Origin of the sequence: Streptomyces sp. NPDC005775 (genome assembly GCF_042871565.1) — a bacterium.
GTDB lineage: Bacteria > Actinomycetota > Actinomycetes > Streptomycetales > Streptomycetaceae > Streptomyces.
The window spans coordinates 164,487-191,207 of the sequence record NZ_JBIAIU010000008.1 but is presented as its reverse complement, the minus strand read 5'-3'; the positions used below and the strand labels follow the sequence as shown (position 1 = coordinate 191,207).

4 protein-coding genes are annotated in these 26,721 nt (G+C 74.3%); all 4 read left to right on the top strand.

All coding sequences use genetic code 11. The annotated features are described in order from the left end of the window. Window positions 1–84: 84 nt before the first annotated feature. The 4 genes from ACFYPA_RS20320 to ACFYPA_RS20305 all read left to right on the top strand — a co-directional run bounded on the left by ACFYPA_RS20320 (window position 85) and on the right by ACFYPA_RS20305 (window position 26,551). On the top strand, window positions 85–3,417 hold the full coding sequence (locus tag ACFYPA_RS20320; RefSeq protein WP_389133324.1) for a type I polyketide synthase: 3,333 nt from the start codon (window positions 85–87) through the stop codon (window positions 3,415–3,417). Between the two features lie 32 nt (window positions 3,418–3,449). Next, window positions 3,450–8,360 carry a type I polyketide synthase gene (locus ACFYPA_RS20315; protein WP_389133321.1) on the top strand — a complete coding sequence of 1,637 codons (4,911 nt, stop codon included), beginning with the start codon at window positions 3,450–3,452 and terminating at the stop codon, window positions 8,358–8,360. A 73-nt stretch (window positions 8,361–8,433) separates the two neighbouring features. After that, window positions 8,434–24,891, top strand: coding sequence for an SDR family NAD(P)-dependent oxidoreductase (locus tag ACFYPA_RS20310; protein ID WP_389133317.1), 16,458 nt, complete (start codon window positions 8,434–8,436; stop codon window positions 24,889–24,891). 64 nt (window positions 24,892–24,955) lie between these two features. Beyond that, window positions 24,956–26,551, top strand: coding sequence for an AMP-binding protein (locus tag ACFYPA_RS20305; protein ID WP_359313086.1), 1,596 nt, complete (start codon window positions 24,956–24,958; stop codon window positions 26,549–26,551). Window positions 26,552–26,721 lie beyond the last annotated feature (170 nt).

Below are 26,721 nucleotides of genomic sequence, written 5' to 3'. Positions count from 1 at the left end.
TCTCAGTAGCGTTCATATCCGATCAACGTTGGACGCCGCGTGAGTGAGTCGCCACGGATCGTCGACCAGAGGGAGTAGGTCTCGGTGAGCAACGAGGAGCGACTTCTCGAGTACCTGAAGCGGGCCACGACCGACCTGCGCGAGGTCCGTCGCCGGCTGGCGGAGGCCGAGCGCCGGCTCAGCGACGCGAACGGTTCCGGCGGCCGTCGCGGGCACCACGACGACCCGGTGGTGATCGTCGGGATGGGGTGCCGGTATCCGGGCGGTGTGGCGACGCCGGAGGAACTGTGGAGCCTGGTCGCGGACGGGGTGGACGCCATCGGCGCGTTCCCGACGGACCGTGGATGGGACCCGGAGGTGTACGACCCGGAGCCGGGTACGCCCGGCCGGACGTACGCCCGCGAGGGTGGCTTCCTCTATGACGCGCCCGACTTCGACCCGGTGTTCTTCGGGATCAGCCCCAACGAAGCCCTGCTGACCGACCCGCAGCAGCGGTTGCTGCTGGAGGTGTCGTGGGAGGCGATCGAGCGGGCCGGAATCGATCCCACGACGCTCAAGGGCTCGGCGACCGGTGTGTTCGCCGGGGTGATGTACCACGACTACGCACTCGGCGTGGAGCCCGGAAGCACCACGGCGGGCAGTGTCGTCTCCGGCCGGGTGGCCTACACCCTCGGCCTCGAGGGCCCGGCCGTCAGCGTCGACACGGCGTGCTCGTCCTCCCTGGTGGCCCTGCACATGGCCGCCCAGGCACTGAGGTCCGGCGAGTGCTCGCTGGCACTGGCCGGCGGAGTGACGGTGATGCCGAGCCCGGACATGTTCGTGTACTTCAGCACCCAGCAGGGCCTCTCCCCCGACGGCCGCTCGAAGTCCTTCTCCGCGTCCGCCGACGGCGTCGCCTGCTCGGAAGGTGCGGGCGTCCTGCTGCTGGAGCGGCTCTCCGACGCGCGGCGCAACGGTCACCCGGTGCTGGCGGTGGTGCGGGGTTCGGCCCTCAACCAGGACGGCGCGAGCAACGGCCTGACCGCCCCGAACGGCCCCGCCCAGCAGCGGGTGATCCGCCGGGCGCTGACCGACGCGGGCCTGGCGGCGGCGGAGGTCGACGCGGTGGAGGCGCACGGCACCGGGACGACCCTGGGTGACCCCATCGAGGCCCAGGCGCTGCTGGAGACGTACGGCCAGGAACGGCCCGAGGGGCACCCGCTGTGGCTGGGCTCCATCAAGTCCAACATGGGCCACAGCCAGGCGGCGGCCGGTGTGGCGGGCATCATCAAGATGGTCATGGCGATGCGCCACGGCACGCTGCCGAAGTCCCTGTACGCGGACACGCCGTCGGACCAGGTGGACTGGTCGGCGGGCGAGGTGGAGCTGCTGGCCGAGTCGCGTGCGTGGGTGCCGGCCGGCACGGTACGGCGGGCCGGTGTGTCCTCCTTCGGGATCAGTGGGACGAACGCCCATGTGATCGTCGAGGAGGCGCCGGCGGAGACGGGGGAGGTGGCCGTGCGGGCCGCGCTTCCCGTGGTTCCTTGGGTGGTGTCGGCGAAGACTGAGCAGTCCCTCAGTGCTCAGGCCGCCCGCCTGCGGGAACGGGTCATGGGGGAGCCCGGGACCGATGCGGCGGACATCGGGCTCTCCCTGACCACCACACGTACGGCCTTCATCCATCGGGCGGTGGTCCTCGGCGACCGGCCGGCCGCGCTCGCCGCTCTCGCGGCAGGCGAGGAGCACCCGGGGATGGTGACTGGCCGGGCCCGTCGTGGTGGAAAGACGGCGTTCCTGTTCACGGGGCAGGGTGCGCAGCGGGTCGGTATGGGGCGTGAGTTGTATGCGGCGTTCCCGGTGTTCGCGGCTGCTTTCGACGCGGTGTGTGCGGAGGTTGATGCGCATCTGGGGCGGTCGTTGCGTGAGGTGGTGTGGGGTGAGGATGCGGATGCGTTGAACGCGACCGCTCTCGCTCAGCCTGCGTTGTTCGCGTTCGAGGTGGCGTTGTTCCGGCTGGTCGAGGCGTGGGGGGTGGCCCCTGATGTGGTGGTGGGGCACTCGATCGGTGAGCTGGCCGCTGCGCATGTGGCGGGGGTTCTCTCCCTCGCGGATGCGGCGCGGTTGGTGGTGGCGCGTGGGCGGTTGATGCAGGCGTTGCCGGCCGGTGGCGCGATGGTCGCCATCCAGGCGACCGAGGCCGAAGTATTGCCGCTGCTGACCGACGGAGTAGGCATCGCGGCGGTCAACGGGCCGCAGTCGGTCGTTGTTTCGGGCACGGAAGCGGCTGCTCTCGCCGTGGGTGAGCACTTCGCTGCCGCCGGCCGTAGGACCAGCCGACTGGCTGTCTCGCACGCGTTCCACTCGGCGCTGATGGAGCCGATGCTGGAGGAGTTCCGGGGGGTGGCTGCGGCGTTGTCCTTTGCCGAGCCGCGCATCCCGGTGGTCTCCACCGTCACGGCTGAGATGACCACGGATTGGCAGTCGCCGGAGTACTGGGTCGATCAGGTTCGCCGGCCCGTACGTTTCGCCGATGCCGTCCGCTGTGCCGAGGAGTGGGGCGCTCGCACGTTCGTCGAGGTCGGCCCGGACGCGGTCCTGACCGCTCTCGGCACCGACTCCGCGACCTTCGTCCCGTTGCTGCGCAGGAACCGTCCCGAGTCCGAGGCGCTCGTCGCGGCAATCAGCCGGTTGTACGTGGACGGGGTACGGGTCGACTGGGAGAAGTTCTACGCCGGTTCCGGTGCGCGTCGCGTCGAGTTGCCCACGTACGCCTTCCAGCGCACCCGCTACTGGGTCGAGGGCGCCACTTCCACCGGCTCGGGCTCCCAGTCTCCCGTGGCGGAGCATGAGGCCCCCTCCGCCGAGGAGTCCCGGAAGGCGGCGGCGGATCTGCGGGTGAAGCTCGACGGGCTCGGGGCCGCCGAGCGGGGACGGGTGCTGCTCGCGCTGGTACGTACGCATGTCGCAGCCGTCCTCGGCCATGCCTCCAGCACCGTCGTCGAGACCGATCTCGCCTTCCGTGACATGGGCTTCGACTCGCTGGCGGCCGTGGACCTGCGCAAGCGGCTCACCGCCGCCACCGGTTGTGACCTGCCCGCCACCCTGATCTTCGACTACCCCACCGCGCGCGCCGTCAGCGCCGTCCTGGCGGAGAGCCTCGCATCCGAGTCCGGGCCGGCGACCGGCGATCCGGCGGGTGCGGCCCTGGCCGAGCTCGACCGGATCGAGGCCGTGCTCAGCGGATTCCCCGCGAACGACGGGATCGCCGAGACGATCGGCGCCCGCGCGGACGCCATCACCGCCCGGCTGGAAGCCATCGTCCGCCACTGGCGCGACGCGCACGGCGACCCGGCGTCGAGCGGTGAAGGACCCGACTTCGAAACGGTCACCGACGAGGAGCTGTTCGACGTGCTCGACAGCGAATTCGGCATCTCCTAGCCAGCGATCAGCTCTAGATTGGTTGAGGTTCGATGAGCAACGACGAGAAGCTCCGGGACTATCTCAGGCGCGCCACCTCCGAACTCCAGCGCACGCGCAGGCAGTTGGCGGAGGCGGAGGAGCGCGGCAGTGAGCCGGTCGCGATCGTGGCGATGGGGTGCCGCTACCCGGGTGGCATCACGTCACCCGAGGACCTCTGGCAGCTGGTGGACTCCGGCCGGGACGCCGTCTCGCTCTTCCCGGACGGGCGGGGCTGGGACATCGAGAACCTGTACGACCCCGAGCCGTCGACGCCCGGCAAGACGTACTGCCGTGAGGGCGGCTTCCTGCACGACGCGGGCGGGTTCGACGCGGACTTCTTCAAGATCAGTCCGCGCGAGGCGCGGGACACCGATCCGCAGCAGCGGCTGCTGCTGGAGGTGTCCTGGGAGGTCATCGAGCGGGCCGGGATCGACCCCACCTCCCTGAAGGGCAGCCGTACCGGGGTGTTCGCCGGTGTGGTCTACCACGACTACCCGGGCGGCGGCGGCACCGGCGGCCTGGCCAGTGTCGCGTCCGGGCGGGTGGCGTACACGCTGGGGCTCGAGGGCCCCGCCGTCACCGTCGACACGGCCTGCTCCTCGTCGCTCGTCGCCCTCCACCTCGCGGTGCAGTCGGTACGCACCGGTGAATGCACGATGGCTCTCGCGGGTGGTGTCACCGTGATGGCGAGCCCCGACTCCTTCGTCGGCTTCAGCCAGGACCGCGGCCTCGCACCCGACGGGCGCTGCAAGTCCTTCGCGGCCGCCGCCGACGGCACCACCTGGTCCGAGGGCGCGGGCATGCTCCTCGTCGAGCAGCTGTCCGACGCCCGCCGCCTCGGCCACCCCGTCCTCGCCGTCATCCGTGGCTCGGCCATGAACTCCGACGGCGCGTCGAACGGGCTGACCGCGCCGAACGGCCCTTCGCAGCAGCGGGTCATCCAGCAGGCCCTCGCCTCGGGCGGGCTGACCCCCGCGGATGTCGACGCTGTCGAGGCGCACGGCACCGGAACCACGCTCGGCGACCCCATCGAGGCGCAGGCCCTCATCGCCGCCTACGGCCGGGAACGGCCTGCGGACCAACCGCTGTGGCTGGGCTCGTTCAAGTCGAACATCGGCCACGCGCAGGCCGCGGCGGGCGTCGGCGGTGTGATCAAGATGGTGCAGGCCATGCACGCCGGCGTCCTGCCGCGCACGCTGCACGTGGACGAGCCGAGCCACAACGTCGACTGGAGCGCGGGCACCGTACGGCTGCTGACCGAGCCGATCGCCTGGCCGGAGCGCGGTCACGCCAAGCGGGCCGCGGTGTCCTCGTTCGGCCTGAGCGGTACGAACGTCCACGTCATCGTGGAGGAGGCGCCCGATGCCCCGGCCGTGGCCGAGGACGCTCCGGGCGGCGCTCCCCGCGTCGTGCCCGTCCTGGTGTCCGCCCGCCGGCCCGATGCCCTGGCCGCCCAGGCCGGCCGGCTCGCCGACCACCTGGAGTCCCGTCCCGGCCAGGCACTCGCCGACACCGGTTGGTCGCTGGCCACCGGCCGGGCCGCCCTGGAGCATCGCGCCGTGATCGTCGCCGACGGCCGGGCAGAGGACAACAGCGGGCTCATACGGTCCCTGCGCGCCCTCGCCGCCGCATCCGACGGCTCTCCCGCGTCCGCCCCGTCCGCCGCATCCACCGGTTCCGGGACGGCCGGCATCGTCACCGGTGAGGCCCGGCCCGATGCGCTGAGCGCCGCACTGTTCACCGGCCAGGGTGCCCAGCGCCTCGGCATGGGGCGTGAACTGCACGCCGCCTACCCGGTGTTCGCCCGCGCCTTCGACGAGGCCGTCGCGGCCCTCGACGCGCACCTCGACACCCCGCTGCGCCCGGTGATGTGGGGCGAGGACCGTGCGCTGCTCGACGGTACGGCCCAGGCCCAGCCCGCCCTGTTCGCCTGCGAAGTGGCGCTGTACCGGCTCGTCGAGTCCTGGGGCATCCGGCCCGACTTCCTCGCCGGTCACTCGGTCGGCGAGTTCGCCGCCGCGCATGTCGCCGGTGTGCTCACGCTGTCCGACGCCGCCCGTCTGGTCGCCGCCCGGGGCCGGCTGATGCAGGCACTCCCGCAGGGCGGCGCGATGATCGCGGTCGAGGCGGCCGAGCACGAGGTGACGCCCCTGCTCACCCCGGCCACCGGCATCGCCGCGCTCAACGGGCCGAACGCCGTGATCATCTCGGGCGACGAGAGCGACGCCCTCGCCGTCGCCGCGCACTTCACCGCCCTCGGGCGCAGGACCAAGCGGCTCGCCGTCTCGCACGCCTTCCACTCCCCGCTGATGGAGCCGATGCTCGACGCGTTCCGCGCCGTCGCCGAGAGCATCACGTACGGCACCGCCCGTACGCCGATCGTCTCCACCGTCACCGGGGAACTCGCGGGCGACGACGAACTGGCCTGCGCCGACTACTGGGTACGCCACGTCCGCGCGAGCGTCCGTTTCGACGACGCCGTACGCGTGCTCGCGGCCAAGGGGGTCCACACCTTCCTGGAACTCGGCCCCGACGCCGCGCTCACCCCGCTCGGGCCCGACTGCCTGACCGGCCCCGACGACGCAACGGACCGGCCGGTGTTCACCGCCGTCCTGCGACGCGGCCGGGACGAGGAACGCGTCCTGGCCGAAGCCGTCGCGCTCGCCCACACCCGGGGCGTCCCCGTCGACTGGAACGCCCTCCTCACCGCCACCGGCCACCGGCCCCACCGTGTGGACCTGCCCACCTACGCCTTCCAGCGCCGGACCTACTGGGCCGCGGCCGTACAGCCCGACACACCCTCCGCGACCGCCCCGTCGGCCGCCGACCCGGGGGAGAACCGGTTCTGGGAGGCCGTGGAGCGCGAGGACGCGGCCGGGCTCGCGGAGCGGCTCGGGCTCGACCCCGCCGACCTCGGCCCGGTGCTGCCCGCGCTCGCCGCCTGGCGGGCCGGCCGGCGCGAGGCCTCGGCGGTCGACGCGCTGCGCTACCGGATCTCCTGGGCGCCGGTCCCCGACCCCGCCGCGCCCGTCCCGCTCACCGGGGACTGGCTCGTCCTCCACACCGCCGGGGAGCGGCCGCTCGCGGACGCCCTCAGCGCCGCGCTGACCGCCCGGGGCGCGACCCCCGTGCTGGTGGAGGGCGCCGCGCTGCCCGAGGCAGCGGCCACCCCGGCCGGCATCCTCAGCCTGCTCGCCCTCGACACCGCCCCGCACCCCGGCCACCCCGCCCTCTCCCGGGGCCTGGTGGACACCGTCGCCCTGGTGCGGGAGGCGGCCGAGAGGCAGTGGGCCGCCCCGGTGTGGTGCCTCACCCGGGGTGCGGTGGCCACCGACGACACCGACGCGACGGCCCGCCCCGTGCGGCCCGAGCAGACCGCCGTCTGGGGAATGGGAGCGGCGCTCGCCCTGGAGGCCCCCGCGACCTGGGGCGGCCTCGTCGATCTCCCGGCCGGCGCCGACCCGGGCGAAGCGCTCCTGCTGCGGCTGTGCGACACCCTCTCCGGGGCCACCGGCGAGGACCAGATCGCCGCCCGGCCCGAAGGTGTCTACGCCCGCCGCCTGGTCCGCCCCGCGCAGCCCGACCCCGCCGGGCCGTGGCAGGCCCGTGGCACCGTCCTGGTCACCGGGGGCACGGGCGGGCTCGGTGCCCATGTCGCCCGGATGCTCGCCGCGGACGGGGCAGAGCACATCGTCCTCGTCGGCCGGCGCGGCCCCGAAGCGCCAGGAGTGGCCGCACTCGTCGACGAGCTCGGCGCCACGGGCGCCCGGGTCTCCGTCGAGGCCTGCGACATGGGCGACCGCGAAGCCGTCCGCGCGCTGCTCGACGGGCTGCCCGGGCTCACCGCCGTCTTCCACGCGGCCGGCCTGGCGCAGCGCATCGCCCCGCTCGGCGAACTGTCGCTCGCGGAGCTGGCGGAGGTGGCCGAGGCCAAGGTGCTCGGCGCCCGCCACCTCGACGAACTCCTCGGGGACACCGCGCTCGACGCCTTCGTGCTCTTCTCGTCGGGCGCCGCCGTCTGGGGCAGTGCGGGCCAGGCCGCCTACGGCAGTGCCAACGCCTACCTCGACGGCCTCGCCCACAGCCGCCGCGCACGCGGCCTCGCCGCCACCTCCGTGGCCTGGGGCTCCTGGGACGGGGGCATGGTCGACGCCGAACTCGCCGCCGTCATGCGCCGAATGGGCGCCCCCGCGATGCCGCCCGGCCTCGCCGTCGGGGCGCTGCGCCGCATCCTGGCGGGCCGCGCCTCGCACGCGGTCGTCGCCGACTTCGACTGGGAGCGCTTCGCACCCACCTATGCGCTCGCCCGGCCGCGCCCACTCCTCGACGCCCTGCCCGAAGCCCTCACCGCCCTCGGCGCGGACGCCATGCCGGACGGTGCGGGCGCCGACCCCGGCCTCGTGGACCGGCTGGCCGCTCTGGCGGAGCCCGAGCAGCGGTCCGTGCTGCTCGACCTCGTCCGTACCCACGTGGCCGCACTGCTCGGCTACGACGACCCGGCCGAGGTCGCGCCCGACCGCGGCTTCACCGACCTCGGCTTCGACTCCGTCGCCGCCGTCGACCTGCGCACGCGACTCGTCGCCGCCACCGGGCGCCCCCTGCCGACCAGCATGATCTACGACCACCCGAGCCCCGGGGCGCTCGCCACCCACCTGTGGTCCGAGCTCTGCCAGGACGAGCACCTCGGCGAACTCCCCGTACTGGACCGGCTCGACCGGCTCGAAGAGGCCGCCGCGGCACTCGCCGCCGAGGACATCGAGGCCACCCGGATCACCGCCCGTCTGCAGAGCCTGCTGGCGCGGCTGACCGGCACCCTCGACGAGCGGACCGGTGACGGCGGCCGGCAGGTGGGCCAGCAGCTCGAGACCGCCTCCGCCGACGACGTCTTCGCCTTCATCGACAACGAACTCGGCCTCACCTGACCGACCGCGCGGCCAGTGCTGTGACCGGCACCGGGCCCCGCCCCGCAACTCCGCGACCCGATTCGACCACGGCATGAGCAAGGACTCGGTGGGACCCAACATGTCCAATGACGACGCACGGCTCCTCGACTACCTCAAGCGGGTCACGGCGGATCTGCACCAGACCCGGCGCAGGCTTCAGGAAGCCGAGGACCAGGACCACGAACCCATCGCCGTCGTGGCGATGAGCTGCCGCTACCCGGGAGGCGTCAGCACCCCCGAGGACCTGTGGCAGCTCGTGGCCGAGGGCCGGGACGCCATCAGCACCTTCCCCACCGACCGCGGCTGGGACCTCGACGGTCTCCGCGGCAGCGAGACCGACGCCACCGGCGGGTCCGGCGGCAGTTACGTCGACGAGGGCGGCTTCGTCCGTGACGTCGCCGGGTTCGACGCCGGCTTCTTCGGGATCAGCCCCAACGAGGCGCTCACCATGGACCCCCAGCAGCGCCTGCTGCTGGAGGTGTCCTGGGAGGCGATCGAGCGGGCCGGGATCAACCCGGAGTCGCTGCGCGGAAAGCCCGTCGGTGTGTTCGCGGGCTCCGGGATCCAGGACTACGAGTACCTCACCGGCGCGGCGGGCGAGGTCGCCGAGGCCTACATGACCACCGCCAACGCGGCGGCCGTCATCTCCGGCCGGATCTCCTACGCCCTGGGTCTCGAAGGCCCCGCGGTCACCATCGACACGGCCTGTTCCTCCTCGCTCGTCTCCCTCCACCTGGCCGCCCAGGCCCTGCGGCAGCGGGAATGCTCACTGGCCCTGGCCGGCGGCGTCATGGTGATGTCCACCCCGTCGCCCTTCATCGCGTTCAGCCGGCAGCGCGGGCTGGCCCCCGACGGCCGCTGCAAGGCCTTCGCCGAGGCCGCTGACGGCACCGGCTGGTCCGAGGGCGCGGGCATGCTCGTCCTGGAACGGCTCGCGGACGCCCGGCGGAGCGGCCACCCCGTGCTCGCCGTCGTGCGGGGCAGCGCGGTCAACCAGGACGGCGCCAGCAACGGCCTCACCGCCCCCAACGGCCGTGCGCAGCAGCGGGTCATCCGTCAGGCCCTCGCCAACGCCCGGCTCTCCGCCGCACACGTCGACGTGGTCGAGGGACACGGCACCGGGACGACCCTGGGCGACCCGATCGAGGCGCAGGCGCTGCTGGCGACCTACGGTCAGGGGCGCGAGGAGGACCGGCCGCTGTGGCTGGGCTCCATCAAGTCCAACATGGGCCACGCCCAGGCCGCCGCCGGTGTCGGCAGCATCATCAAGATGGTCGAGGCGCTGCGCCACGGCGTACTGCCGAAGACGCTCCACGTGGACGAACCGTCGACCCACGTCGACTGGTCAGCGGGCCGGGTACGGCTGCTGACCGAGACCCGGGAGTGGGAACGCGCCGAGGACCGGCCGAGACGGGCCGGTGTCTCGGCCTTCGGCGTGAGCGGGACCAACGCCCACGTGATCCTGGAGGAGGCCCCGGCGGCGGACCCGGCGGTCCCGGCGGACGCGGCGGAGCCGGCCGACACCCCCGAGACCCCCGAAGGCTCCGCGGCCCCCGCCACGCCCCTGCCCGGCCTTCTGCCCTGGCCGCTCTCCGCGCGCGACACGGCCGCCCTCGCAGCGCAGGCCGACCGTGTCCACGCACACATCGCGGCGGCGCCGGAACTGGGCGCGGCCGACCTCGCCCACTCCCTGGCGACCTCCCGGGCCGCCCTCGAACACCGCGCGGTCGTCCTCGCGGAGACCCGCGACGCGGCCCTGAGCGCCCTCGCGTCCCTTGCGGAGGGCGAGAGCCACCCGGCGGTGCTCCAGGGCACCGCCACGAAGGGGAAGACGGCGTTCCTGTTCACCGGCCAGGGCGCCCAGCGGGTGGGCATGGGCCGTGAGTTGTGCGAGGCGTTTCCGGTGTTCGCGGCAGCGTTCGACGCGGTGTGCGCGGAGGTGGACGCGCATCTGGGGCGGTCGTTGCGCGAGGTGGTGTGGGGGGAGGACGCGGAGGTGCTGAACGCGACCGCCTTCGCCCAGCCCGCACTCTTCGCGTTCGAGGTGGCGTTGTTCCGGCTGGTCGAGGCGTGGGGCGTCGCCCCGGACCTCGTCGTCGGTCACTCGATCGGTGAGCTGGCCGCCGCGCATGTCGCCGGGGTGCTGTCGCTGGCGGACGCCGCGAAGCTGGTCGTCGCCCGGGGCCGTCTGATGCAGGCGCTTCCCGCCGGTGGCGCGATGGTGGCCGTGCAGGCGACCGAGGACGAGGTGCTTCCCCTGCTCACGGGCGGGGTGGGCGTCGCGGCCGTCAACGGGCCGCAGTCGGTCGTGGTTTCTGGCCCGGATGCGGAAGCCCTGGCCGTGGGCGAGCACTTCGCCGCGCTGGGGCGCAAGACCAGCAGGCTGTCCGTGTCACACGCGTTCCACTCGGCGCTCATGGACCCGATGCTGGACGAGTTCCGCGCGGTGGCCGCGCAGTTGACGTTCAACGAGCCGCGTATCCCGGTCGTCTCCACCGTCACCGGCACGCTGTCCTCGGACTGGCAGTCGGCCGAGTACTGGGTCGGTCAGGTCCGCGAAGCGGTCCGGTTCGCCGACGCGGTGGGCGCGGCGGAGACGTTCGGTGTCCGCACGTTCGTCGAGATCGGCCCGGACGCGGTGCTCACCGCCCTCGGGGCCGCCTCCGTCACCGACGGGGCCACCACATGCGTGGCGTTGGCGCGCAAGGACCGCGACGAGTCCGAGGCCCTGGTCGCGGGCCTGGGCCGGTTGTACACCGCCGGCGTCACCCCCGACTGGGACGCGTTCTACGCCGGCACCGGGGCCCGCACGGTCGAGCTGCCCACGTACCCCTTCCAGCGCACCCGTTACTGGGTCGAGGGCAGCGGCTCCTCCGGGGACGTCGCCGCCGCCGGTCTCGCCGCCGCCGGGCACCCGCTGCTCGGTGCGGTCGTCTCGCTCGCCGACTCCGGCGGTGTCGTCCTGACCGGCAGGGTCTCCGTGTCGGCACAGCCGTGGCTCGCCGACCACGTCGTCGGGGAGTCCGTGGTCTTCCCCGGCACGGGCTTCGTCGAACTGGCCGTCCGGGCCGGGGACCAGGTCGGCTGCGAATCGCTCGAGGAGCTGATGCTCCAGGCCCCCCTCGTCCTGCCCGCACGCGGTGCCGTCGCACTCCAGGTCGAGGTCGGCGCTGCGGACTCCTCCGGGCGGCGCCCGGTCAGCGTCCACTCACGCCGCGACGACCAGCCCGACCAGCCCTGGACGCTGCACGCGGCCGGGGTCCTGGCGGCCACCACCGCGGGCCCCGCCCCCTTCGACCTGGCCGCCTGGCCGCCCGCAGGTGCCGAGGCCCTCGACACGGACGGGGTGTACGCGTCGCTGGCCGAGGCCGGTCTCGCGTACGGGCCCGCCTTCCGGGGGCTGACCGGGGCCTGGCGCTCCGGCAGCGAGGTCTTCGCCGAGGTAGCGCTGCCGGACCCGGCCCGGCCCGGGGCCGCCGCGTTCGGGCTGCACCCGGCGCTGCTGGACGCGTCCCTGCACGGTTCCGTGTTCACGGACCTTTTCGCCGGGGCCACCGGCCCCGTCCTGCCGTTCGTGTGGACCGGGGTGCGGCTGCACGCCTCCGGAGCCGCGCGTCTGCGGGTCCGGATCGCCCCGGACGGCGCGGGAGCCATCGCCCTGTCCGTCGCCGACGAGACGGGCCGGCCCGTGCTGTCCGTCGACGCGCTCGTCCTGCGTGAGGTCTCCGCCGAGCAGCTGGCCGCCGCCCGGACGGTCGCGCACGAGTCCCTGTTCGGCCTGGACTGGCTCGAACTGCCCACCGGCGAAACGGCTTCCGTACCCGTCGACTGGTCCGACCTGCGCGCCGACGGGCCCGTGCCCGAGAGCGTCGTCCTGCGCTCCCGGCACACCGGCACGGACCCCGCGACCGTCCGCGCCGCCACCACCGAGATCCTCGCCGCGCTCCAGCGCTGGCTAGCCGACGACCGGTACGCGGCCTCCCGCCTGCTCATCGCCACCAGTGGCGCGGTCGCCCGGCCCCAGGAGGACGTCACCGACCTGGCCGGGGCCGCCGTCTGGGGGCTGGTGCGCTCCGCGCAGGCCGAGCACCCCGGGCGGCTCCTGCTCGCCGACCTGGACGACCTCGCGGACGACGCACAGGCCGCCGCCGCGCTCGCCACCGGCGAGTCCCAGACCCTCGTACGCTCCACGGCCGTGTACGGCGCCCGCCTGGTCCGCCTCACGGACGACCCCGAGAAGCGCGTCCGTCCCGACTTCGGTGACGGCACGGTCCTGGTCACCGGCGCGACCGGCGCGCTGGGCAGCCTGGTGGCCCGGCAACTCGTCGGGACCTACGGCGTACGGAGCCTGCTGCTGGTCTCCCGGCGCGGAGTGGACGCCCCCGGCGCGGCGGAGCTGCGCGCCGAGCTGCGCGGCCTCGGGGCCGAGGTCACGGTCGCGGCCTGCGACGTCGCGGACCGGGACGCCCTGGCCGGGCTCATCGCCGGAGTACCGCTCACCGGCGTCGTCCACCTCGCCGGTGTCCTGGACGACACGCTCATCGCCTCGCTGACCCCGGAGAGCCTGGACACGGTCCTGCGGGCCAAGGCCGACGCCGCGCTCCACCTGCACGCACTGACGCGGGACCTGGAGCTGTCGGCCTTCGTGCTGTTCTCCTCCGCCACCGGCGTGCTCGGCGTCCCCGGCCAGGCCAACTACGGGGCCGCGAACGCCCTGCTCGACGCGCTCGCCGTCCACCGCACCGCCCACGGCCTGCCCGCCCGCTCCCTGGCATGGGGCCTGTGGGCGAGCGGGATGTCCGGCACCCTGACCGACGCCGACCTCCAGCGGATGAGCCGCACCGGCATCGGCGCCCTCACTCCCGCGTACGGCCTGGACCTCTTCGACCGGGCCCTGACCGTGGACGCGCCCGTCGTCCTCCCGATCCGGCTGGACGTCCGCACCCTCGCCGAGGCCGGCGACGCACTGCCGCCGCTCTTCCGCAAGCTGGTGCGCGTACGGCCCCGCCGCGCCGCCGTCTCCGCGTCGGAGACGGCCGGGGCGCTGCGCGGCCGGCTGGCCGGGCTGGACCGGGAGGAGCAGGAGCGCGTCCTGCTCGACCTGGTCCGCACCCAGGTCGCGACGGCGCTCGGCTACCCGGACGCGGACGCCGTCGACGAGACCCGCGCGTTCAGCGAGCTGGGCTTCGACTCGCTGACGGCCGTGGAATTCCGCAACGCCGTCAGCGCCGCCGCCGAGGTCCGGCTGCCCGCCACCCTGGCCTTCGACTACCCCAGCCCGCGCGCTCTGGCCCGGCACCTGCTCGGCGAACTCGCCGGCTCCCTCGCCGAGGTGAGCCCCACCGGACGAGTGGCAGGCGCGACCGGGGACGACGACGACCCGATCGTGATCGTCTCCATGGCATGCCGCTACCCGGGCGGCGTGCGCAGTCCCGAGCAGCTGTGGCGGCTCGTGGCGGACGGCGTGGACGCGGTCTCGGACTTCCCCGCCAACCGTGGCTGGGACCTGGACCGGGTCTACGACCCCACCTCCGGTCGCCCGCACACCAGTTACGCCAACGAGGGCGGATTCCTGCACGAGGCGGGCGAGTTCGACCCGGCGTTCTTCGGCATCAGCCCCAACGAGGCCGCCGTCATGGACCCGCAGCAGTTCCTGCTGCTGGAGACGGCCTGGGAGGCGTTCGAGCGGGCCGGGATCGACCCGGAGACCCTGCGCGGCAGCATGACCGGCTGCTACGCCGGGATGATGTACCACGACTACGCGGCCAACAACAGCACGGGCGCCATCGCCTCCGGCCGCGTCTCGTACGTGTTCGGCCTGGAAGGCCCGGCCGTCACGGTCGACACGGCGTGCTCGTCCTCGCTGGTATCCCTGCACATGGCGGCCCAGGCGCTGCGCTCCGGCGAGTGCTCGCTCGCCCTGGCGGGCGGTGTCGCGGTCATGGCGACCCCCGAGGTCTTCGTCGAGTTCAGCCGGCAGCGGGGCCTCGCCCCGGACGGCCGCTGCAAGTCCTTCGGCCTCGGTGCCAACGGCACGGGCTGGGGCGAGGGCGCGGGCATGCTCCTCCTGGAGCGCCTGTCCGACGCCCGTCGCAACGGTCACCCGGTCCTCGCGGTGGTCCGTGGCTCGGCCCTCAACCAGGATGGCGCCAGCAACGGCCTGACCGCCCCGAACGGCCCGTCCCAGCAGCGCGTGATCCGCCAGGCCCTGGCCAACGCGGGCCTGACGGCGGCGGAGGTCGACGCGGTCGAGGCGCACGGCACCGGGACGACCCTGGGCGACCCGATCGAGGCGCAGGCGCTGCTGGCGACCTACGGTCAGGGGCGCGAGGAGGGCCGGCCGCTGTGGCTGGGCTCCATCAAGTCGAACATGGGCCACACCCAGGCGGCGGCCGGGGTCGCGGGCATCATCAAGATGGTCATGGCGATGCGCCACGGCGTCCTGCCACCGACCCTGCACGCGCGGGAGCGCTCGGACCAGATCGACTGGTCGGCCGGTGACGTCGAACTGCTCACCGAGGCCCGTGACTGGCAGCAGTCCGGTCACCCGAGGCGCGCGGGCATCTCCTCCTTCGGCATCAGCGGTACGAACGCGCACGTGATCGTGGAAGAGGTGCCCGAGGCCGCGGTGACGGAGGAGGCCGGACCCGGCCCGCACGTCACCCCCTGGGTGGTGTCCGCGAAGAGCGCGGAGGCGCTGGCCGGGCAGGCGGAGAACCTGCTGACGGTGGCCGGTGACGGTGACCACCGGGCGGAGGACATCGGCTACTCCCTGGTGACGTCGAAGCCCGCCTTCGCCCACCGGGCGGTCGTCTTCGGTGACCGGGCGGCCGCGCTGGCCGCCCTGGCCGCCGGCGAGGAGCACCCGGGCCTGGTGAAGGGGGCCACGCGGACGGCCGGCAAGTCGGCGTTCCTGTTCACCGGCCAGGGCGCCCAGCGGGTGGGCATGGGACGGGAGTTGTGCGAGGCGTTTCCGGTGTTCGCGGCAGCGTTCGACGCGGTGTGCGCGGAGGTGGACGCGCACCTCGGTGCGTCGTTGCGTGACGTGATGTGGGGGGAGGACGCGGAGGAGCTGAACGCGACCGCGTACGCCCAGCCCGCACTCTTCGCGTTCGAGGTGGCGTTGTTCCGGCTGGTCGAGGCGTGGGGCGTCACGCCCGACGTGGTCGTCGGTCACTCGATCGGTGAGCTGGCCGCCGCGCATGTCGCCGGGGTGCTGTCGCTGGCGGACGCCGCGAAGCTGGTCGTCGCCCGGGGCCGTCTGATGCAGGCGCTTCCCGCCGGTGGCGCGATGGTCGCCGTGCAGGCGACCGAGGACGAGGTGCTGCCGCTGCTGACCGACGGCGTGGGCGTCGCAGCCGTCAACGGGCCCCAGGCGGTCGTCATTTCGGGCGCGGAGGCGGAGGCCCTGGCCGTCGGCGAGCACGTCGCCGCGCTGGGCCGCAAGACCAGCCGCCTCGCCGTCTCGCACGCCTTCCACTCCGCGCTGATGGAACCGATGCTCGACGAGTTCCGGGCGGTGGCCGCGCAGTTGACGTTCAACGAGCCGCGTATCCCGGTCGTCTCCACCGTCACCGGCACGCTGTCCTCGGACTGGCAGTCGGCCGAGTACTGGGTCGACCAGGTCCGCCGGCCGGTGCGGTTCGCGGACGCCGTGGTCGCCGCCGAGGCCCTCGGCGCCCGGACGTTCGTCGAGATCGGCCCGGACGCGGTGCTCACCGCCCTCGGGGCCGCCTCCGCGACCGACGAGAACAGCACGTTCCTGCCGTCGGTGCGCAAGAAGCGTGCCGAACCCGAATCCCTGCTCGCCGCGGTGGGCCGGCTGTACGTGGACGGGGCCCGGGTCGACTGGGAGACGTTCTACGCCGGTGCCGGGGCCCGGAGCGTCGAGCTGCCCACGTACGCCTTCCAGCGCACCCGGTACTGGGTGGGCACGGAGGAGTACCTCGCCAACTCCTGGATCGGCGGCGGCAGCAGCATGGCGACGGCCGGGCTGACCGATGCCGGACACCCGCTGCTCGGTGCGGTGGTGCCGTCGCCGGACACCGACGTGGTCACGTTCACCGGCCGGCTGTCCGCGCGTACGCACGAGTGGATCCTCGACCACGACGTCCTCGGGAGCGTCCTGCTGCCGGGAACCGGCTTCGTCGAGCTGGCGATCCGGGCCGGCGACCAGGTGGGCTGCGCGGTGCTGGAGGAGCTGGCCCTGCAGGCGCCGCTCGTCCTGCCCCGGCGCGGGGGCGTGAGCGTGCAGATGGTCGTCGGTGCCGCCGACGCGTCCGCCCGGCGCTCGGTGAGCGTCTACTCGCGCGCCGAGGACCGTCCGGACCTGCCGTGGACCCTGCACGCCGACGGCGTACTGGCGCCCGGCACGCAGAGCGCCGGGTTCGACCTCTCGGCCTGGCCGCCCGCCGGGGCGGAGGAACTGTCCCTGGACGGTGCCTACGAGGGGCTGCGCGAGCGGGGCTTCGGCTACGGGCCGGCGTTCCAGGGCCTCAAGGCCGCCTGGCGGGTGGACGACGTCCTGTACGCGGAGGTCGCGCTGCCGGAGCAGGCGCACGCGGAGGCGGGGAAGTTCGGGCTGCACCCGGCGCTCCTGGACGCCGCCATGCACGCGGCCCTCGTCAACGGCACCGGCGGCGACGAGACCGTCCTGCCCTTCGTGTGGCGCGACGTGACGCTGCACGCGGCGGGCGCCCACGCCGTGCGGGTACGCATCACGCAGCCCACCGCGGAGAGTCTGTCCTTGCAGGTCGCGGACGCCACCGGGGCCCCCGTCGCCACGGTGGGCGCGGTCGTCGGACGGCCCGTGTCCACCGAGCAGCTCGCCACGGGCGGGAACGACTCCCTCTTCCGCATCGCCTGGAGCCGGCTGCCCGCCGCGCGGGGCCACACACCCGCCGAGGGACCGGCCCCCGTCGTCTTCACTTGCGGGACGCGGGACGTGCCCGAGGACGTGCCGGGTGCCGTGCACGGTCTGGTGGGCGAGGTGCTGGCGGCCGTGCAGGAGTGGCTGTCGACGGAGCGGCCCGAGGGCGCGGTGCTGGCGGTCGCCACGTGCGGCGCGGTGGCCGTGGCCGACGGTGAGCCGGTCGACGTGCGGCAGGCTCCGGTCTGGGGCCTCGTGCGGGCCGCGCAGGCCGAGAACCCGGGGCGGTTCGTCCTGGTCGACTCCGACGGGTCCGTGCCCTGGGAGCGGGTGATCGCCTACGGCGAGCCGGAGCTGGTCGTCCGCGAGGGTGAGGTGTGGGTGCCGCGCCTGGTGCTCGCCGCGCCGGGTGACGAGGCCGCGCCGGTGTGGGACGCCGACGGGACCGTACTGATCACCGGAGGTACGGGTGGGCTGGGCGCGCGTGTGGCCCGGCACCTGGTGGCCGAGCACGGCGTACGGGGGCTGCTGCTGGTGGGACGCAGGGGCGCCGATACGCCGGGGGTCTCCGCACTGGTGGCCGAGCTGTCGGCCCTGGGTGCCTCGGTCGCGGTGGCCGCGTGCGACGTGGCCGATCGCGAGTCCCTCGCCGCTGTGCTCGCGTCCGTGGACCCGGACCGCCCGCTCCGCGGAGTCGTCCACGTGGCCGGCGTCGTCGACAACGGTGTGGTCGGGGCGCTGACGGCCGAGCGGGTGGACGCGGTGCTGCGCCCGAAGGTGGACGCGGCCTGGCACCTGCACGAGCTGACCCGGGACCTGGACCTGTCCGCGTTCGTGATGTTCTCCTCCGCCGGCGGCCTGGTGCTGGCGGCGGGTCAGGGCAACTACGCGGCCGCCAACGTCTTCCTCGACGCCCTCGCCGCCCAACGGCACGCCGAGGGCCTTCCGGCGTGCGCGATGGCCTTCGGGCTGTGGGGCGTCGACACCGGCATGACCGGCGTCGACATGCTGGACCTGGCCGTGGAGCGGATGGCGGCTCAGGGGCTGCCCGCACTGTCGTCGGCGGAGGGTCTCGCCCTGTTCGACGCCGCCCTGGCGTCGGGTCTGGCGGCCACCGTGCCGCTGCGCGTCGACACCGGCGTCCTGCGCGACCGCGCCACCGAACTCCCTTCCCTGCTCCGGGGCCTGGTCCGGGTACCCGTACGCCGGAGCGCACGGTCCACGGACGGCGGCGACGGGCTCCTCGCCCGTCTCGCGGGGCTGGACACGACCGCTCGGGCTGCCGCGCTCCTCGCTCTCGTACGGACGCACGTGGCGGGTGTGCTCGGTCACGCGTCCGCCGACGCGATCGAGCCGGAGCGGGCCTTCAGCGAGCTGGGCTTCGACTCGCTCGCCGCCGTCGAACTGCGCAACCGGCTCGGCGCGGTGACCGGCCTCCGGCTCCCCGCCACGCTGATCTTCGACTACCCGACCGCGCACGCCGTCGCCGCGTACATGGGCGACGAGGTGGCCGGTTCGGACCGTGCCCTGCCCGTACCCGCCCGCGCCCTGCCCACGGGCGCGGGGGCGGACGGGGAGGACGACCCGGTGGTCATCGTCGGGATGGGCTGCCGGTACCCGGGCGGTGTGACGACCCCGGAGGAGCTGTGGCGGCTCGTCGCGGACGGGGTCGACGCCATCGGCGGCTTCCCGGCCGACCGCGGCTGGGACGCCGAGGTGTACGACCCCGAGCCGGGCACGCCCGGCCGGACGTACGCCCGCGAGGGCGGCTTCCTGCACGACGCCGCCGACTTCGACCCGGTGTTCTTCGGGATCAGCCCCAACGAGGCGCTGATGATGGACCCGCAGCAGCGGTTGCTGCTGGAGGTGTCGTGGGAGGCGATCGAGCGGGCCGGGATCGACCCGACGACGCTCAAGGGTTCATCGACCGGGGTGTTCGCCGGAGTGATGTACCACGACTACGCACTCGGCGTGGAGGCCGCGGCCAGCAGCGGCGGCAGCCTCGTGTCCGGGCGCACCGCCTACACGCTGGGACTTGAGGGCCCGGCCATCACCGTCGACACGGCCTGCTCCTCCTCACTCGTCGCCCTCCACATGGCCGCCCAGGCGCTCAGGGCCGGCGAGTGCTCGCTGGCCCTGGCCGGCGGGGTCGCCGTCATGGGCACGCCGGGCATGTTCATCGAGTTCAGCCGGCAGCGCGGGCTCGCCCCCGACGGCCGCTCCAAGTCCTTCGCCGCCTCGGCGGACGGCGTCGCCTGGGGCGAGGGCGCGGGCGTCCTCCTGCTGGAGCGGCTCTCCGACGCGCGCCGCAACGGGCACCCCGTCGTCGCCGTCCTCCGTGGCTCCGCGCTCAACCAGGACGGCGCCAGCAACGGGATGACCGCCCCCAACGGCCCGTCCCAGCAGCGCGTGATCCGCCAGGCCCTGGCCAACGCGGGCCTGGCGGCGGCGGAGGTCGACGCGGTCGAGGCGCACGGGACCGGCACGACCCTGGGCGACCCGATCGAGGCACAGGCGCTCCTCGCCACCTACGGACAGGGACGCGCGGACGACCTGCCCCTGTGGCTGGGCTCCATCAAGTCCAACATGGGCCACACCCAGGCGGCGTCGGGCATCGCGGGCGTCATGAAGATGGTCCTGGCCATGCGCCACGGCGTCCTGCCCAAGACCCTGCACGTGGACGCGCCCTCGGACCAGGTCGACTGGGAGGCCGGGAACGTCGCGCTGCTCACCGAGGCCCGGGAGTGGCGGCCCGCCGACCGCCCGCGCCGCGCGGGTGTCTCCTCGTTCGGTATCAGCGGGACGAACGCGCACGTGATCGTGGAGGAGGCGCCCAAGGCGGCCGTCGAGCCGGCCGTGGGCGGCGCACTCCCCGTCGTACCCCTGGTGGTGACCGCGAAGAGCCCGCAGGCCCTGGCCGCCCTGGCCGAGCGGCTGACGGACCGGGTCACGGACGAGCCCGCGCTCGCACCGGCCGACCTCGGTCTGTCGCTGGTCTCCTCCCGCACCGCGTTCGCCCACCGGGCGGTCGTGGTGGGCGCCGGCACCGAGGAACTGCTGCGCGGCCTGACCGCCCTGGCCCAGGGCCGCAACGCCCCCGCTGTGGCGAGCGGCCAGGCACGCCGGAGCGGGAAGTCGGCGTTCCTCTTCACCGGCCAGGGAGCCCAGCGGCTCGGGATGGGCCGCGAGCTGTACGAGGCGTTCCCGGTCTTCGCGGCAGCGTTCGACGCGGTGTGCGCGGAGGTGGACGCGCACCTCGGTACGGCGTTGCGCGACGTCGTATGGGGGGAGGACGCGGACGAACTGAACAACACCGCGTACACGCAGCCGGCGCTCTTCGCCTTCGAGGTGGCCCTCTACCGCCTGGTCGAGGCCTGGGGCGTCACCCCCGACGTCGTCGCCGGTCACTCGATCGGTGAGCTGGCCGCCGCGCACGTCGCCGGGGTGCTGTCCCTCGCAGACGCCGCGAAGCTGGTCGTCGCCCGGGGCCGCCTGATGCAGGCGCTTCCCGCCGGTGGCGCGATGGTCGCCGTACAGGCCACCGAGGACGAGGTGCTTCCCCTGCTGACCGACGGCGTGGGCATCGCAGCCGTCAACGGGCCCCAGGCGGTCGTCATTTCGGGAGCGGAGGCGGAGGTCCTCGCCGTCGGCGAGCACGTCGCCGCGCTGGGCCGCAAGACCAGCCGCCTCGCCGTCTCGCACGCCTTCCACTCGGCGCTGATGGAACCGATGCTCGACGAGTTCCGGGCCGTCGCCGCCGGGTTGGCGTACGCCGAGCCCCGCGTCCCGGTCGTCTCCACCGTCACCGGGGAGCTGTCGACGGCCTGGCAGTCCCCGGACTACTGGGTCGACCAGGTCCGCGAGGCCGTCCGCTTCGTGGCTGCCGTGGAGGCCCTGGAACAGCAGGGCGTGACCCGGTTCCTGGAGATCGGCCCCGACGGCGTCCTCACCGGCCTCGCCCAGCAGATCCTGGACCACGGCGAGGGAGGCGGCGGCGAGGCGGTCCTCGTACCGTCCGTGCGCCGGAACCGCCCCGAGCCCGAGGCCCTGGTCACGGCCCTCGGCCGGCTGTACGCGGACGGGGCCCGGGTCGACTGGGAGGCGTACTACGCCGGTACGGGTGCCCGCAGGGTCGAGCTGCCCACGTATCCCTTCCAGCGCACCCGTTACTGGGTGGACGCGGCCAAGCCGGCCACCGATGCCGTCGCCGTCGGGCAGGACGCGGTCGACCACCCGCTGCTCGCGGCCGTCGTGGCGTCCCCCGACTCCGACGCCGTGACGTTCACCGCCCGAGTCTCTCTGGACGCCCAGCCCTGGGTGGCCGACCACGCGGTACACGGCAGCGTCCTGCTCCCCGGCACCGGTTTCGTGGAGCTCGCCCTCCAGGCCGCCCACCACGTCGGCTGCGGGCTGCTGGAGGAACTGACCCTGTACGCACCGCTGGTGCTCCCCGAGCGCGGCGGGGTCTCGCTCCAGGTCGTCGTCGGCGAACCCGACGCGCAGGCCCGGCGCACCGTGCGCGTGTACTCGCGGCCCGAGAGCCACCCCGACGAACCGTGGACCCGGCACGCCGACGGCATGCTGGCCCCGGCCGGTGGCGCCGCGTCCGACGGGCTCACCGTCTGGCCGCCCGCCGGCGCCGAGGAGCTGGACGCCGACGGACTGTACGACAGCCTCCAGGAGCGCGGATTCGGCTACGGCCCCGTGTTCCAGGGGCTGACCGCGGCCTGGCGGCACGGCGACGCGCTCTGCGCCGAGATCGTGCTGCCCGAGCAGGCGCACCCGGACGCCGGGCGCTTCGGCCTGCACCCGGCCCTGCTCGACGCCTCCCTGCACGCGCTCGGCTTCGGCGGTCTCGGCGCCGAGGAGGACGAGGGTCAGGCGCTGCTCCCCTTCTCCTGGGCCGGTGTCACCCTGCACGCCGCGTCCGCGACCGCCGTACGGGTCCGGCTCGCCCCGGTCGAGGGGCTGCGCAACGCCGTACGCCTCGACCTGAGCGACCCGGCCGGGGCGCCCGTGGCCTCGGTCGAGGCGCTGCAACTGCGGCCGGTGGCCGCGCGGCAGCTGGGCGGCGGCGGGTTCCGGGACGCGCTGCTCGCCGTCGAGTGGCAGCCGCTCGGAGGCGGCAGCGGCCCGCGCGGTGACTGGACGGTCGCCGGGCCGGGCCTGGAGGTCGCCGGCGTGCCGGTGGTCGCGGGGCTCGACGCGCTCGGCGACGCCGTGCCGGACCTGGTGCTGCTGCCCGTCCTCGCGGACGGCGGCGGGACCGGCGGTGAGCACGAGGTCCCGGCAGGGATGCGTACCGCTGTGGACGGGGCACTGGCCGCCGTGCAGCGGTGGCTGGACGAGCCGGGGTTCGCGCAGTCGCGGCTGGTGCTGGTGACGCGGGCCGCGGCAGCCGTCGCCGACGGCGACCCGGTCGATGTGCGCCAGGCCCCGGTGTGGGGTCTCGTGCGGGCCGCGCAGGCGGAGAACCCCGGACGTTTCGTCCTGCTGGACCTGGAGGAGGGCGAGCCGTCGCCGCGCGCGCTGGCCGCCGCCCTCGCCTCGGACGAACCCGAACTCGCCGTGCGCGGGGTCAAGGTGCTCGTGCCCCGGCTCGCCCGGTCGGCGGCGCCCGGCGGGGAATCGCCGTGGGATCCCGAGGGGACCGTCCTGATCACCGGCGGCACCGGGGGCCTGGGCGCGCTCGTCGCCCGTCACCTGGTGACCGAGCACGGCGTACGGCACCTGGTGCTCGCCGGCCGGCGCGGGCTCGGAGCGCCCAACGCGGCCGGGCTCCGCGACGAACTGACCGGGCTGGGGGCGCGGGTGGAGATCGCCGCCTGCGACGTCTCCGACCGGGCGGCCGTGGCCGGGCTGATCGGGGGCATCGACCCCGCCCATCCGCTGCGCGGGGTCGTCCACGCCGCCGGGGTCGCCCACAACGGGCTGGTCGGGGCGCTCACGCCCGAGCAGGTGGACCACGTGCTGCGGGCCAAGGCGGACGCGGCCTGGCACCTGCACGAGCTGACCGCCCACCTCGACCTGTCCGTGTTCGCGCTGTTCTCCTCGGCCGGCGGCCTCGTCATGGCCGCGGGGCAGGGCAACTACGCGGCGGCCAACGTCTTCCTCGACGCGCTCGCCGCCCACCGCCGCTCCCACGGGCTCGCCGCCACCTCCATGGCCTTCGGCCTGTGGGCCACCGAGACGGGGCTCAGTCAGTGGCTCGGTGAGGCCGACCTCCAGCGGATGCGGCGGACCGGAACACCTGCGCTGACCGAGGAGGAGGGCCTGTGGCTCTTCGACGCGGCCGTCGCCGCCGACGCCGCCGCGCTCGTCCCGCTCCGGGTCGACCTGGGCGCGCTGCGGGCCCGTACCGATGTCGTCCCGGCCCTGCTGCGGGCCCTGGCGCCCGCCGGGCGCCGACGGGCCGGTGCGGCGGTCGCCGCCCGGGAGGCCGGGGGCCTCGCGCAGAAGGTGCGCGGGCTCGACGAGGCGGCCCGGACCCGGGTCGTGCTCGACGAGGTGCTGAGCCACGCCGCCGAGGTCCTCGGGCACGCCGACGCCGGTGCGGTGGACGCCGAAGCGGGCTTCCTGGAGGCCGGGTTCGACTCGCTGACCGCCGTCGAACTGCGCAACCGGCTGAACGCGGCCTCCGGGCTCGCGCTGCCGGCCATGGTGGTCTTCGACAGCAAGCACCCGCTCGACCTGGCCCGGCTGGTCGCCGGCCGGCTCGCCGCCCAGGGGGACGCCGGGCACGCCGCCGCACCCGCCGAGGACGGCGACGGCCGGGTCGACGACACGCTGTACGGGCTGTTCCTCGACGCGATCATGTCGGGCAACCTCCAGCCCGGGCTGGCCATGCTGCGGGCGGTCGCCGCACTGCGGCCCTCCTTCGCCACGGCGGCCGATCTGGCCGGACTGCCCGAAGCGGTCGCGTACGGGGCCCGCGCCAAGCAGGGCGCCGAAGGCCCGACGGCGCCCCGGCTGATCTGCCTCTCCACCCCGACCGTGGCGGGCGGCGTGCACCAGCACGCGCGCCTCGCGGCCCGGCTCTCGATGCCGGTGTCCGGGATTCCGACTCCCGGGTTCGCGCGCGGCGACGCGCTGCCGGAGTCCTTCGACGCGGCCGTGGACGTCCTCGCCGAGGCAGTCCTGCGCACCGCCGGCGGGGAACCGTTCGTGCTGCTCGGCTTCTCCTCGGGCGGCCTGCTCGCCCACGCCACCGTGGCCCGCCTGGAGCGGGTGCACGGGGTGCGGCCGGCCGGGCTCGTGCTCCTGGACACGTACTACATGGGCCGGACGAACGACGCGATCTTCGACCAGATGGCCTTCGCGGTCCCCGACAAGGCGGCCACGCTGGGCTCCTTCAGCAGTGCCGAACTCTCCGCGATGGGGCGGTACGTGGAGCTGCTGCCGCAGTTCACGCAGGCGGACATCGAGGCGCCCGTGCTGTTCGTACGGGCCGGGGACCTCTTCGAGAGGGGCGAGGACGCCGCGATCGAGCCGGGCAACGGCTGGCAGGCCGACTGGGAGGGCGCGCACACCGTGGCGACCGTCCCCGGCACGCACTTCACCATCGTCGAGCAGCACGTCGACACGACGGCCCCCGTCATCGACAGCTGGCTGAACGACCTCAAGGAGCGGATCTCCTCATGAGCACGGGGCAACGAGCACAGCACACGGGACGACGCGCACACGGACGAGCAGAGGAGGCCGGGCGATGAGCCCGATCACGGAACACCCGGCAGCGGTCGGCGCGCCGGCGGAACGCATGCACGAGTTCCTGCTGGCGGCGGCCCGGACCGCGCCGGACAGCCCGGCCGTCCGGGAGGCCGGTGACGACGGCACCTCCCGGGTGCTGAGCTACCGCCAACTGGAGCGCAGGGCCCATGACTACGCGGTGACCCTGGACGCGCTCGGCCTCGACATCGGGGACCGGGTGATCCTGGAGACGGACAACTCGGCCTCGGCCGTGGCCGCCCTGCTCGCCTGCTCGATGCTCGGGCTCACCTTCATCCCGGTCAGCCCCGACGTCCCCACGCCCCGGCTGCTGTCGATCGCCGCCACCGCCGAGCCCGCCCTGCACCTGCAGACGGTGCGGGGCGGCCGCGAAGGGGTGCCCGAGTCCATCGGCACGGCGCGCTTCGGCCCGGACGGCGTGGTCGTGGAACGGGCCCCGGTGCCGCGCGTACGCCACCGGCGCGACCCGGTCTCCACCGACGCCGCGTACATGATCTTCACCTCGGGCACCACGGGGCGCCCCAAGGGTGTCGTCATGAGCCACCGCGGGGTCCTCTCCTTCTACCGGGGCATGCTCCGGCACTCCATCGTCACCGCGCAGGACCGGCTGGCCACCACCTCACCGCTCCAGTTCGACTTCGCGCTGCTGGACATCGGCCTGGCCCTCGGCTCGGGCGCCCAGCTGATCCCCGTACCGCGCGAACTGACGCACTGGCCGCGCAGGCTGCTGCGGTTCCTCGCCGACACCGGGGCCACCCAGGTCGACGGTGTCCCCTCCATCTGGCGGCCGCTGCTGCGCCACGAACCGCAGGGACTGGCCGCGCTGGCCGGGCAGGTGCGCGGAGTGCTGTTCTCCGGCGAGGCCTTCCCGCTGCCCGAACTGCGGCAACTGCAGGGGCTGCTGCCCCAGGTGCGGGTGGTGAACTGCTTCGGCCCGACCGAGGCCATGGCGTTCTCCCTCACCGACGTGCCGAACCCGCTGCCCGAGGGCATCGACAAGCTGTCCATCGGATTCGCCTACCCCGGCGCGGAGATGCTGCTGATCGACGAGCGGGGCCGGCCCGTGGAGGAACCCGGCGAGGTGGGCGAGATCCATCTGCGCGGACCGTCGCTCTTCACCGGGTACTGGGACGACCCCGAGGCCACCCGGTCCGTACTCGTGCCCGATCCGCTCAACCCCAGGTCGGGGCAGCTCGTGTACAAGTCCAGCGACCTGGCGTACCGGGGGGAGAGCGGCGAGCTCTACTTCGTCGGACGCTCCGACCTCCAGGTCAAGATGCGCGGCAACCGGGTGGAGCTGGGCGAGATCGAGCGCCGGCTCCTGGAGTTCCCGGGCGTCGAGGCGGCCGCGGTGGCGGTGCGGCCCCGCCCGGACCAGGACCCGGAGCTGTACGCGTACGTGGTGCCCGCCCGTGACTTCGACGCCCCGCCCGTGGCGGTCAGCGCCTTCTGCAAGGAGACCCTGCCCGACTACATGGTGCCCCGGAAGGTCGAGCTGATCGCCTCCCTGCCGCTCACCCCCAACGGCAAGACCGACCGCAGGGCACTCGCGGCGCTCGTCGCCGGGGAGAGCTGACGCCGGTCCGGCGGTCAACCGGGGGCCCGGGCTCGACGTCCGGGCCCCGCCCCCTGTTCCGACCCCTATCCGGAGCCCTGTTCACCCCCCTGTTCCCGTGCACGGAGCATCCTGCTGCGCAGGTCATTCCGTTCACTGGTACGTACGTCCCGACCCCACAGCATTGGACT

Bases quoted from the DNA above. Each gene is read 5' to 3' on its own strand.
- ACFYPA_RS20305 (WP_359313086.1), top strand. From the start codon at position 24,956: ATGAGCCCGATCACGGAACACCCGGCAGCGGTCGGCGCGCCGGCGGAA.
- ACFYPA_RS20315 (WP_389133321.1), top strand. From the start codon at position 3,450: ATGAGCAACGACGAGAAGCTCCGGGACTATCTCAGGCGCGCCACCTCC.
- ACFYPA_RS20310 (WP_389133317.1), top strand. From the start codon at position 8,434: ATGAGCAAGGACTCGGTGGGACCCAACATGTCCAATGACGACGCACGG.